Genomic DNA, 11991 nt, shown 5'->3' with positions numbered 1-11991 from the left:
CAGGACCCCCTCGCCGACCCCGATCACCCCGCCACCGGCATCGAACTGCCCTACCGTCTCTACCTCTCACCGTCGCAGAAGGGCCGCTGGATCCACCGGTCGGCGATCGGCGGCCCCGGCCCGGGCGAGCGCGTGGAGCTCTGGCACACCCGGCTGAACGGCGCCACGGTGCGCGCCGTGTGGGACAGGGAGGGCGGCCGCACCCCCGGCCCCGTCGAGCCCCCTCCCTTCGCGGAGCCCTTGTCGCCGCGGGACCGGCACGACATCGTCGAGCTCACCGCCAACGGCGGGCTGCTCAAGCCCGACGGGCAGCCTTACGTACCGAAGCCCGTGGGCGTGAACAACCTGATGCTCTCGGCGGTGGGCGGCTGGCTGGACAGCCTCGGCACGTGGCCGGAGCGCCCCGCGGGCGTCTCGCTCTCGGAGTGGCGGCACCGCGCGTCGATGGGCCGCGACCACTACGTCCGGGTGATGCGGGAGGGGTACCTGTGCCCCTTCGGGCACAAGGCGGTCCGTGTCGAGGTCACCGAGCGCAAGTTCGGTGACCCCCGCGGCACGTACCTGATCAAGCGGATCTTCGTCGTGGTCCGCCAGCCCCTGCGCACCTACGATCCCGGCACCCCGCTGCCGGCCGGCCCCGAGCCGGACAGCGACCTGACGAACGTGCTCTTCCCGTTCACCAGCGTGCGCATCGACACCGTCGTGACGCCGGACCTCCTCAAGCCCGCGGACGAGAAGCAGTTCTTCCCGGCGACCGCCTCCGAGGCCCCGTACCGCTTCAAGATCACCGCAGTCGATCACTCCGGGCGGATCGTGGAGTTCCGCACCCCGCTGCTCTTCCTCGACGAGACCGTGGCGTCCGGCCCCGCACTCGCCGCGGCCGTGCGGGCGTACAACGACAAGGACCGGAACCCGCCCACTGCCGCTACGGCCGCCGCCGCGGTGGAGATCCCCGTCGAGACCAGCGCCGAACTGCTCGGCCAGTCCGTGGCCCTCGCCCCCTCGGCGAGGCCCGACGACACCCGGCTCGACGTGGCCCGGATGGTGTGGGGCATGAAGGCGCCACCGGCGCTGGCCAACCCCGCCCCCACCCATCCGTCGGTCTCGAAGAACGCCCAGTTCGTCCCCCAGCTGCGCTGGGCCCACGCCAACGTGCCCGCGGTCGGCAGCCTCACCGGTGCCGACACCACGGTGCCGGTGGCCTACGCCAGGCGCTACGCCCTCTCCGGCTTCTCCCAGGCCGCCGACCCCGTCCGCCGGGCCAACAAGGGCGAAGTCTTCCTCAGCCTCCTCACGCCGGCCGACGCGCCGCTGAAACTGGACTTCCGGAGCGAGCGCGACCGCTCCGGCGGGCTGTCGGCGCCCAGCATCGCCGTGGCGGGCCTGTCCCGGCTGACCGGGCCCGTCTCCGGCGTCGCGGCCGCCGCCGGCGGGGATCCTCTCGAACTCATCGCCGACGGCAGCTTCCGGCCGGACGGCTTCTTCCGCCCGCTGGACCGCTTCGACGAACTCGGCCCCACCCTCCTCGGCCTGATCCCGCTGGCGAAGGTGATCAAGGCGGTCGACGGGCTGACCAAGCCCCTGAACGTGCCGAACTTCTTCACCGAGACCATCACCGCCGTCACCGGCTTCCTCTCCGACCTCGCCCGCGTCCGCGAGCTGATCAGCCACGAGATCGACCGCTACCCGGCCGCGGCCCGCCGCGTCGTCGACACCGCGCAGACGTTCATGAAGACCGTCGGCGACTTCATCGCGGAGAGGCTCCCCGGCCGCCCGCCTCCCACGACCATGATGCGGCACGTCGACGACGCCTTCACCGCCTTCTCCACCGCCCTGAACGACCTGCTGAACGCCCTGCCCGCGGACGCCGACCCCGGGGTCCGGGCCCTGCTCGACCGCGTCCGGCAGCAGGTCGCGACCTGGACCACCGGCGCCGGGGAGGCCATCGCCCTGCGGGACGCCGTACAGAAGGCGGCCGCGGGCGCGAAGCTCCCCGAGGCGGTCAACGCGCGCCTGGAGTGGAGCCCGGCCCTCCAGAAGTTCCCGGCGGACCTGCCGGTCTTCGTCCCGGACGCCGACGGCCGGTTCTCCGTCGTCGTCGACCTGCGCGGATCGCTGCGCCCGGACCTGGCCGTCGGCGCGGACGTCACCTGCAGCCTGGAGCGGTTCAGCCTCCTCCTGGTGCCGAAGTTCAACGCCCTGCAGCTGTCCTTCCGGCACGTCCGCTTCAGCGCACGCGCCGGCAAGAAGCCCGACATCGACGTCGTCCTCAAGAGCATCGACTTCATCGGGCCCCTGTCCTTCGTCCAGACGCTGCGCCGGCTCATCCCCGTCGACGGGTTCAGCGACCCGCCCGGCATCGAGGTCACGCCCTCGGGCATCACCGCGCGCTACGCCCTGCCGCTGCCGAACCTGGCCGTCGGAGTGTTCAGCCTGGAGAACCTCCGCCTGGGCGCCTACCTCGAACTGCCCTTCATCGGCCGGTCGGTGGAGATCGGCTTCTTCTTCTGCACTCGCCAGGCACCCTTCCGGCTCACCGTCTCCCTGCTCGGCGGCGGCGGATTCTTCGGCATCGTGCTGACCCCCGAGCGCGTGGCGGTGCTGGAGGCCGCCCTGGAGTTCGGTGCCGCCCTGTCGATGAACTTCGGAGTGGCGAGCGGAAGCCTGTCGGTGATGGCGGGCATCTACTACCGCCTGGAACTGCCTTCCAACCAGTCGCGCCTGACGGGCTACTTCCGCGCCCGGGGCGAGGTCGACGTCCTCGGCATCATCTCCGCCTCCATCGAGATCTGCCTGGAGCTGACCTTCGAGCCGCCGAACACCGTCTCCGGCCGCGCCCGGATCTCCATCAGCGTGCACATCGGCTTCTGGTCGCAGTCGGTCACGATCGAGTGCGAGAAGCGCTTCGTGGGCTCGGGGCCCTCCCTGACCGCCCTGACCCCCCTCACCTCCCTCACCGGAGCCGCAGAGGAGGCCGGCGCCGGCCGCCCGGTCACCTTCGCCGAAATGATGGCGCCCTACCCGGACCCGGTCACGGGCGCCCGGCGCGACCCCGTCGCCGAGTACTGCACCGCCTTCGCGGAAGTGAGCTGAGCCATGCCCGAGACGATCCGGTGGACCGTACTGCCCGACGGGCCCGCGGCCGGCGGCAAGCTCCGGCTGACCGTCCTGGTCAGCCCGCGCCTGACCGGCGGCGACACCCTCGCGGCCTTCCCCGGCTTCCGGGACTGGCCCGGGACGCTGCGCACCTACGCGGCGGCGCTGCAGGTGGAGTTCAAGGGCCCCGGCGGGAGCGTGACGGTACCCACCGAGCCACAGACCGGGCGCTTCCCGCCCGCCGACAGCGCCCTGTGGCCGCAACTGTTCGGCCCCGGCACGAAGGTGAGCGCGCCCGGCGGAGCCCTGGCCGCCGCACCCGAAGGGCCGCCCACCCTGCGCTCGTTCCCCAGCAGAGCCGTCCACGAGCAGATCCGGGGGCTGTACGAGGCGGCCGTGACCGCCACGGCACAGCGCCGGGCGTTCCCCGGCAGCGGAGGCTCCGAGCAGCTCGCCGCCTCCGGTGACGGCACCGGCACCGGCACCGATGCTGTGTCCGCGCCGCGGGGGAGCTGGGACCACCCCCGGCCGGACGACCTTCAGGACAACCTCACCAGCACGATCCTCGACTTCTCCCGGGACGTGGCCGGCGGTTACGGCCGGCTCGACAGCCTGATCCGCGGGACGTCCGGCACGTCCGGCACATCCGGCACGTCCGGCACGGCCGACGACGGCGCGTCGCACGCGGCCCCGCCGGCGAACCCCTACCGGCCGCTGTACATGGACCGCAGCAGCGCCCCGTACCGCCAGGACAGCGCCCTGCTGGGGCTCGCCGAGATGTACCGCTTCTACGACCGCGCAACGCCCTCGCGCCCGCCGGCACCGGCCACCGGTCAGGACGGCGCGGCGGCCGCCGGCCCCGCCGGCACCGGCGACGCGGCCTCCGCCGAACCGCTTCCGCCACCCGTGCCGCCCGACCTCGACTTCCACGCCGCCTGCGCCCTGCTCGCGGACTACCCCGAGCTCCTGCGCCGCTTCGGCCTGGCCCTCGACCTCCTGGTCACGCCCCCGCCCGGGCTCGCCGACGGATGGCAGGCCCGGGTCCGCTTCACCGCCGCGCAAGGAGGGCTCAACGCCGACGAGAGCCTGCGGCCGTGGACCGCGCTGCGCTACGTCGGAGGACGCCGCTTCGAGGCGTACGCCGCCGACGACGGTCTCTACGGCCACCGGATGCTCAAGCTGGGCACCGACGAGGTCCACACCCTCGACCTCGACGTCGACGGCGCGGCGATGAAGTACGTGGAGTTCTCCCGCGTCCTCGACCAGCTGCTCACCCGCGTGAGCGACCCGGCCAAGGCCAACTCCGCCGACCCCACGGCGCTGCCGGCGCTGCACGGCGCGGGCCTGACCGTCCTCTACGAGGGCCGCGACGCCTCGCTCGCCGACCAGCTGGAGGCCGACGCCCGGCACACGGCCGGAGTCGGCCCCGACGGCAGCAGCGTCCCCTCGGCGGTCCTCGACGCCGCGCACCTGGTGCGCGGCTACCGCGTCGACGTCGGCGTCGTCGACCCGGCGACGGGCCGCGTCGCCACCTGGTTCCCCCTGTGCGCGCGCACCGGCGACTACGCCCTCCGGCGCACCGGACAGCCGCCCGTGCCCATCACGGCGGCCCCCGACGAGGGCCACGTCAAGGCCACCGCCGTCACCCGCGACAAACAGGGCGCCAACCAGCTCTACGTCCACCAGGCCCTCTTCGGCTGGCACGGCTGGAGCCTGGCGGCACCCCCGCCCGGCCGGACCATCGGGAAGGACAACCTGCCCCGGGTGCCGGATCCCGAGGTCTCGGACCGCTTCCCGCTCGCCGCCAGGTTCCGGCCGACCGCCGGCACCCTGCCCGCCCTGCGCTACCGCCGCACCTACCGGCTGCGCGCCCGCCTCGTCGACCTCGCCGGCAACAGCCTCGCGCCCGGCGCGCCGGCCGTGGAGGGCACCGCCACCGACCCGGTGACGTACGGGCGCTGGGAGCCCGTTCCGCCGCCCGCGATCGTCCCCCGCTGGCCGTTCCTGGAGGGCGAGTCGGAGCCGCGGCTGGTCATCCGCAGCACGGTCGACGCGGACGGCCGGGCCGTGTCGCCGCTGGAGTGGGCGCAGCGCAGGAACGCCGAAGTGCCCGACCACGGGCGGGGCGACCCCCTCGACGGCCCCGACCGGCGCTACCGCCACTTCGACGAACGGCACCTCAGCCCGCCCAAGTCCTCGCTGCTCATGGCCGAGCAGCACGGGCAGTACGACGGCGTCTTCGGCCCCGGCCGGCCGGACTCCGTGCGCGAGGAGTACTTCGCCGCCGCGTCCCGGGAGTCCGGCACGTACCTCGACACGGTCGTCCGACTCGCCGAGAACCCGCGCGCCACCCGTGACCTGAAGGCCCGGCACGAGATCCACGTCGTCAAGCACAACCCCCGGGACACCTCCGCGCTCACCCAGCTGCCCGTGCAGCGCGGCGACGGCCTCAAGCAGGGCGAGTACGTCATCCACGACGCCGAGCAGCTGCTGCTGCCCTACCTGCCCGACGTCCTGGCGCGCGGCGTCTCGCTGCGCGGGCTGCCCGGCCCGAACGCCGTCGAGACGTACGACTTCACCGGACCCTGGCCCCAGGCGCGCCCCCTGCGGATGCGGATCGAGGAGGGCGACGGCCCGCCGAGCCCGCCGCTGGGCGGCGTCGTGACCGTCTTCCTGCCCAAGGGCGAGACCGTGACGGTCCGCATGAGCTGCCGGGTCGACGCCGCGGACCTCGGCGTCTTCCGCGTCTGGCAGCTCCTGACCGGCTCGCCGCTGTGGCAGGACCCGGTGCGGCTGCCGCAGCGGAAGAAGGACGAGCTGACGGCCGCGGCGGCGGCCGGCGAGAACTGGATGATCACGCCGTGGGTGGACGTCACCCTGGTGCACGCCGTGGAGCGGCCGCTGCAGTCCCCGGTGCTCGGCGAGCTGTCGTTCTTCCGCGAGGAGGAAAAGACGTCCGCCGAGCTCTCCGGCATCGTGCAGTGCCATGCGAAGAGCACCGGGCGGATCGACCTCGACGCGACGTGGAGCGAGTGGCACGACGACGTGACCGAATCCGCCCCGCAGCGCATCACGGGGCACGCTCACGTCGGCGAGGTCACGGTGGAGCCCTTCGAGAACGACCTGCGGATCGGCGGCTTCCGGCGCGAGGTGCGGCACGAGTTCCGCGACACCCGGCACCGCAACGTCACCTACACCCCGACCGCCACCACCCGCTTCCGGGAGTACTTCCACCCGGCGATCACCGACCGGACCGAGCTGATCACCAACCGGGGGCCGGACAGCCAGGGACCTTCCGGCACGGGCTGGCCCGTGCTCAGCACCCGGCGCCCCGAACCGCCCGAAGTGAGCCACCTCGTGCCCACCTTCGGCTGGGCGCGCACCGTCGACCACACGCGGCACGAGGTCACCCGGGTCCGCCGGCACGCCGGCGTCCGCGTGTACCTCAAGCGACCCTGGTTCTCCTCCGGCGACGACGAACTGCTCGCCGTCGTCCTCGACCCGGGCAGCCGGCTGCCGGCCGAGCTCGTCACCCGCTGCGGCATCGACCCCGTGTGGGCGGACGACTCCGTCCTGCCCCGCCTGCGGGCGAGCAACTTCCCCAACGCCGAGCGCACCGCGTCCGGCGTGCTCGCCGAGCCCGTCGGCGGCGCCCCGGTCACAGTGCCGCTCGTGGCCTTCGCCCCGCAGTTCGACCAGCGCCAGGGACTGTGGTTCTGCGACGTCGACGTGGACCTCGGCGACCTCGCCGACAGCCCCGCCTACTTCCCCTACCTGCGGCTGGCCCTCGCCCGCTACCAGCCGTGGTCCCTCGGTGCGCTGCACCTGTCGAAGGTCGTGCCCTCGGAGTTCGTCCAGCTGCTGCCCGACCGCACGGTCACCGCCGCCATGACGCCGGACAACCGCTTCCGCATCGAACTCGGCGGCCCCGCCGCCGCCAACGCCGCCGGCGAACCCGCGGGGACGGGCCGGGACGCGCTGGCCGCGAGCCGCCGCGTCGTCGCCACGGTGCAGAAGCGCGGCAGCGGAACCGGCGACCTGGACTGGACGGCCGCCGGCGCCCCCGCCGAACTGACCTGCACCGCGCGCGGCACCGGCTTCGTCTGGACCGGCGAACTCGCCCCGCCGGCCACGGCGCTCCTCACCGAATACCGCCTCCTGGTCGAGGAGCACGAGACCTACCTGACCGACCCGTCCACGGCCACCGGCACGATCACGGTCGGCGGCACGACCCGCCCGGTGGGCCGACGCCTCGTGCACGCCGACTACTTCGGCCTGACGGTGACGCTCCTGGGCCGGATCGTCCTCCAGGAATGAGAAAGGGGTGTCAGCCGACCAGACGGCGGCGCCGGCACCGGGTGCTCCACCGTGTCATCACCACGACATCAGACGTCCGCCCCAAGGGAACGGCTTGCGCTCCGGCGGACCGTGCGGCCGAGCTATGAATCCGGCCCAGTCGGGTTCATCGGCCGTGTCGGCGAGGACTCGCAGGCGGCCGTCCGACTCCCGGGCGCTTCGGGGTGCGTGGGGGAGCTGCGGAGCGTGGCGAGGTAGTGGGCCATGGCGTTCGCGTTGTCGGTGAGGTGCTGGATGCGCCGGGTGATCCGGCGGTGCTCGTGTTCCAGGGTGGCGATCAGTTCGGGCGTGGCGTGGACCGGGTGGATGGCGTGAGCTTGGGGTAAGCGCGGCAGGATCTGCCTGATGAGGCGGGTGGGGAGCCCGGTGTTGAGGAGTGCCCTGATCTGCAGGACGCGGTCGACGAGGTGGTCGTCGTAGTCGCGGTAGCCGTTGGGTGCGCGGTCCGAGGTGATGAGTTGCTGCTCCTCGTAGTAGCGCAGGAGCCGGCGAGGCGTGCCGGTACGGTCCGACAGCTCTCCGATCCACATGTGACGGGCCTCACATTCTTGTCGGCTTGACCTTCACATATGTGTGAGGGTTCCAGGATTCACATCATGTCAATAAGCAAAACGGAGCCGTCCGTTGATCCCGCAGTCGTTGCCGGTCGGAAGAATCAGGAGAGGAAGGAGCCAAGAAAGGACGCCGGAGGGGAGCGCAAGGAGGAGAAGCTCCCGCTGCTGGCGCTGCTCGCGCTGGCCACGGCCGTGTTCATCACGAGCCTGACGGAGACGCTGCCCGCCGGCGTGCTGCCCGCGATGAGCGGTGACCTGGGGGTGAGCGAGTCCGCCGCCGGGCAGACCGTGACGATCTACGCGATCGGCACGGCCCTCACCGCCATCCCGCTGACCGCGGCCACCGCCGGCTGGCGGCGCAAGGGGCTGCTGCTGACGGCGATGGGAGCCTTCGCCGTCGCCAACACGGTCACGGCGGTCTCGACGAACTACCCCCTGACCATGGTGGCCCGCTTCGTGGCGGGCGTGGCGGCGGGCCTGGCCTGGGCGCTGCTGGCCGGTTACGCGCGCCGCATGGCACCGGTGCACCTGCAGGGCAAGGCGATCGCGATCGTGATGACCGGCATCCCGGTCGCCCTCTCGCTGGGCGTGCCCGCGGGCACGTTCCTGGGCAAGGCGCTGAGCTGGCAGGTGGCGTTCCTGGTCATGACGGGCCTCACGCTCGTCGTCATCGCGTGGATCGTGGCGATGGTGCCCGATTACCCGGGACAGGAGCGCGGCGAACGCGAGCCGATCCTGCGGGCCCTGAAGGTGCCCGGCGTGGCACCCGTCCTCTTCGTCGTGACCGTCTTCGTGCTGGCCCACACCATCCTCTACACCTACATCGCCACCTTCCTCGACCGCCTCGGCATGGGCAGCTCGACCGACCTGGTGCTGCTGGTCTTCGGCGGCGCCTCCCTGCTCAGCATCTGGATCGTCGGTGCCCGGATCCACCGCCGGCTGCGCTCGCTGACCGTGCTCAGCACCCTGCTGGTCGCCGCCGGGGCGGCCCTCCTGGCCGTGCTGTCCGACACCCCCGCGCTCGTCTACGTGGCGGCGGCGCTGTGGGGCCTGGGCTGGGGCGGCGCCCCGACGCTCCTGCAGACCGCCGTGGGCGACGCGGGCGGCGACCAGGCCGACGCGGCGCAGGCCATGCTCGTCACCCTGTGGAACGTGGCCATGGCAGGCGGCGGAGTCGTCGGCGGCGTCCTCCTGGGGCTGTGGGGCACCACCTCCTTCCCCTGGAGCGTGCTGGTGCTGCTGGTCCCCGTCCTGGCCGTCGTGCTGGCGGCCCGGGCACACGGCTTCCCCGCCAAACGCGCGAGTGCGAACTCGTGAACGCCCACGTGGCACACCGCGGCCCTGCGACGACCCGACCGGGTCCTCGCGGGGCCGTCCCCCGTCCGCGGGTGCGGGCCGGGGAGGTGAGCGGGAGATGCTGATCGCCGCGATGTCCCGGCGCACCGGCGTCAGCAAGCGCCTGCTGCGGTACTACGAGGAACAGGGCCTCCTGCGGCCCGGGCGCCGCTCCAGCGGCTATCGCGAGTACGGCGAGGAGGACGTGCACCGGGTCCGGTTCATCAAGGTCCTGCTGGCGGCCGGTCTGGGCACGCGGACGGTGGCCGGCCTGATGCCCTTGCTGCCCGGCCCCTGCAGGGCGGCGGAGGGGCCGGCCGGCCCGGGCGCGCTCACCCGGCTGCGCCGCGAGCGCCGCCGGATCAGTGACGCCGTGACCGATCTGCTGGCCGCGCGCGAGGCTTTGGACGCGGTCATCGCGGCGGCGGTCCCGCCGCCCTGCGCCGCCGGGCCGGTCGCCTGAACGCCGAAAGCCCGCCTCCCGGACGTCCGGGAGGCGGGCTCGGTCGTGCGCAAGCGTGCCCTTACGTCGTTCCGGGCGTCACGCCGTCCCGGCCGTCGTGCGCGCGTAGTGCGCGGCGATCTCGTCACTGGTGGCGAGCCAGACCCCGGGATGGCCGGCGAGGTGGCGCAGCGCCTGGTCCACGTACTTGTGGCGGAAGGGCTGGCTGCTGATGAAGGGGTGCAGGACCAGCGCCATGACCCGCCCGCCGGTGCGGGCGTCGGTGTGGAGCTGTTCGAGCTGGTCCTCGACGATCCGGACGAAGTCCGGCCCGCCTAGGTTCCTGCCGAGGAAGAGGGTGACGTCGTTGACCTCGATGGAGTACGGCACGCTCAGCATGCCGGGGACGTTGAGACGGTAGGGCTGGTCGTCGTTGCACCAGTCCAGAACGTAGTCCAGGCCGAGCTCGGCGAGCAGCTCGGGGGTGCGGAAGGTTTCGGTGAGGGCCGGGCCGAGCCAGCCGCGGGGTCGCCGGCCGGTGGCGTTCTCGATGGTCCCGACGACGTCCCGCAGGTAAGCGCGTTCCTCTTCGGCGGTCATGCCCGCATGGAAGGTGGAGTTGTCCTTGCCGTGGGCGACCCAGGCCCAGTCGCGCTCCGTGCCGGCCCGGACGATCTGCGGGTAGTGCCGGCAGACGGCGGAGTTGAGCATCGCGCTGGGGCGGATCCCGTGCCGGTCGAGGCTCTCGATGAGCCGCCAGATGCCGACGCGGGGCCCGTAGTCGCGCCATCCGTAGTTGAGCGGGTCCGGTGTGAGCCCCGCGGTGCCCGCGAAGATGCTGGTCGAGGGCCGGTCGATCCGGTAGTGCTCGACGTTGAGCGCGACGTAGCAGGCCACGCGGGCGCCGCCCGGCCAGTGGACGGGCTCGCGTTCGACGATCGGGCTGTAGCCGAAGAGCTGTTGGTCCATCGTCCCTCACCTTGCGGTTCGTGCCGGGCGCGGGCAGCGCAGGCGGTGGTGTGTGTTCCGCATGCTGTGCAGGCTCGGACCTTCGCATTAATGAGAAGGTCAACGCGGCCCGGCGTGAGGAACGCCACAGGCGCGAATGGATCAACTCAGGGTCGGCAAAGCCGGGTTGAGACGGTGCGGAGAGCCCTGCCGCCGCGGACGCCGCCACCCGCTCTGCGCGCCCCCTGTCCGCAGCGCGGCGCGCTCTGCTGGAGGGTCACGGTGGCGGAGAAGGCCTCGGCGCCGTCCTGCTCCATGGCGACGGCGACGCGGGTGCGCCCTGCGGGGTCGTGGGGGAGGATGCGGGTCGCGATCCGGCAGGGGCTGCCGAGTTCCACGAAGCGGGTGAACGTGCTGTCCACGGCCACCACGGCGGAGCCCGCGTGGACGGTGGACCGAGCCGCTTGCCGGGCGGCTTCGAGGAGCAGCAGCCCGGGGATGTGGTCGACGGCGTGGTCGAAGAAGACGGGGTGAGTGGTGTCGGCTCGTAGCCGCCAGGCGTGGGGCGTCCCGGTCGGGGTGAGGGCGAGGTCGTCGAGCGCCCCGCGCCCGGGGTAGGGCCGGGGCACGGGCGGGGCGGGCTCGGTCAGGCGCAGACCGTGCGCGGCCCGGGCGGGGCCGCGGCCGGACTCCGTGCCGGCCTGCGCGGCACGCAGGCGCCGGTAGACCGCCGGAGTCTGAACGGTGAAGCGGGTGGCGGCCGTCGCCAGGCGCAGCCCCGCGCGCACGACATCGATCCGCAGGGCGAGGGCGCTGACGCGCGGGCCGCGGCGCGCCGACTCCGTGCAGGTGACGTGGAGTTCGACGGGCCCGGAGAGATCGCCGGCCCGCTGGGTGCGAGGGGCGATGCGGTAGCTGTAGCGCTCCCACAGCAGTGGGTGCCCGAAGGGGACGTCGTAGGCGGCGTGGGAGAGCAGCGGGAAGACCTGCCGGACGGTCTCGTTGAGCAGGACGAGGTCCAGGTGGCCGGAGCGGGTCGCGTAGAAGCGGTGCGTGTAGGGCCAGTGGGCCGTGATGGTGAAGGTGCCCTCGCCGGTGCGGCGCCAGCCGGTCAGGAGGACTCCGTCGGGGTTCGCCTTGTGGACGAGCTCGGCGGAGACGAAGACGGGGGACGCCGTGGCGGCGGTGCGGTCGGCAGTGGTGCGGCCGGTGATGGTGGGGCCAGCGGTGCTGTGCATGGGGAACTCCTCCGATGGGGGC

7 protein-coding genes are annotated in these 11991 nt (G+C 73.1%); 4 read left to right on the top strand and 3 right to left on the bottom strand.

Annotation, left to right across the window (positions count from 1 at the left end; translation table 11 throughout):
* Both ACSNOG_RS21040 and ACSNOG_RS21035 read left to right on the top strand, forming a co-directional pair.
* Positions 1-3093, top strand: a 3093-nt coding sequence (locus ACSNOG_RS21040) for a hypothetical protein (RefSeq protein ID WP_436754229.1), incomplete at its 5' end; no start/stop codon positions are given.
* A 3-nt stretch (positions 3094-3096) separates the two neighbouring features.
* Positions 3097-7413 (top strand): hypothetical protein, encoded by a 4317-nt coding sequence (locus ACSNOG_RS21035; protein ID WP_436754228.1) that lies wholly within the window; start codon positions 3097-3099, stop codon positions 7411-7413.
* A 122-nt stretch (positions 7414-7535) separates the two neighbouring features.
* On the opposite strand, the gene ACSNOG_RS21030 is transcribed toward ACSNOG_RS21035, so the two are convergent.
* Positions 7536-7982, bottom strand: a complete 447-nt coding sequence (locus tag ACSNOG_RS21030) for a MerR family transcriptional regulator (protein ID WP_436754227.1) — start codon at positions 7980-7982, stop codon at positions 7536-7538.
* Between the two features lie 66 nt (positions 7983-8048).
* On the opposite strand from ACSNOG_RS21030, the gene ACSNOG_RS21025 reads away from it, so the two are divergent.
* Both ACSNOG_RS21025 and ACSNOG_RS21020 read left to right on the top strand, forming a co-directional pair.
* Positions 8049-9323 carry an MFS transporter gene (locus ACSNOG_RS21025; RefSeq protein WP_436754226.1) on the top strand — a complete coding sequence of 425 codons (1275 nt, stop codon included), beginning with the start codon at positions 8049-8051 and terminating at the stop codon, positions 9321-9323.
* A gap of 97 nt (positions 9324-9420) precedes the next feature.
* Positions 9421-9804: a MerR family transcriptional regulator gene (locus ACSNOG_RS21020; RefSeq protein WP_436754225.1), complete on the top strand. Its 384-nt coding sequence runs from the start codon at positions 9421-9423 to the stop codon at positions 9802-9804.
* 78 nt (positions 9805-9882) lie between these two features.
* On the opposite strand, the gene ACSNOG_RS21015 is transcribed toward ACSNOG_RS21020, so the two are convergent.
* Both ACSNOG_RS21015 and ACSNOG_RS21010 read right to left on the bottom strand, forming a co-directional pair.
* Positions 9883-10752 (bottom strand): polysaccharide deacetylase family protein, encoded by an 870-nt coding sequence (locus ACSNOG_RS21015; protein WP_436754224.1) that lies wholly within the window; start codon positions 10750-10752, stop codon positions 9883-9885.
* Positions 10753-10898: 146 nt separating this feature from the next.
* Positions 10899-11969 carry a ScbA/BarX family gamma-butyrolactone biosynthesis protein gene (locus tag ACSNOG_RS21010; RefSeq protein WP_436754223.1) on the bottom strand — a complete coding sequence of 357 codons (1071 nt, stop codon included), beginning with the start codon at positions 11967-11969 and terminating at the stop codon, positions 10899-10901.
* Between the last annotated feature and the right edge of the window lie 22 nt (positions 11970-11991).

The organism is Streptomyces sp. URMC 124 (assembly GCF_051386455.1).
Lineage (GTDB): Bacteria > Actinomycetota > Actinomycetes > Streptomycetales > Streptomycetaceae > Streptomyces.
The sequence above is the reverse complement of the archived record's forward strand: the minus strand, read 5'-3'. Positions and strand labels throughout refer to the sequence as shown.

Coding starts and splice junctions, on each gene's coding strand:
- ACSNOG_RS21035 (WP_436754228.1), top strand. CDS start 3,097: ATGCCCGAGACGATCCGGTGGACCGTACTGCCCGACGGGCCCGCGGCC.
- ACSNOG_RS21030 (WP_436754227.1), bottom strand. CDS start 7,982: ATGTGGATCGGAGAGCTGTCGGACCGTACCGGCACGCCTCGCCGGCTC.
- ACSNOG_RS21025 (WP_436754226.1), top strand. CDS start 8,049: ATGTCAATAAGCAAAACGGAGCCGTCCGTTGATCCCGCAGTCGTTGCC.
- ACSNOG_RS21020 (WP_436754225.1), top strand. CDS start 9,421: ATGCTGATCGCCGCGATGTCCCGGCGCACCGGCGTCAGCAAGCGCCTG.
- ACSNOG_RS21015 (WP_436754224.1), bottom strand. CDS start 10,752: ATGGACCAACAGCTCTTCGGCTACAGCCCGATCGTCGAACGCGAGCCC.
- ACSNOG_RS21010 (WP_436754223.1), bottom strand. CDS start 11,969: ATGCACAGCACCGCTGGCCCCACCATCACCGGCCGCACCACTGCCGAC.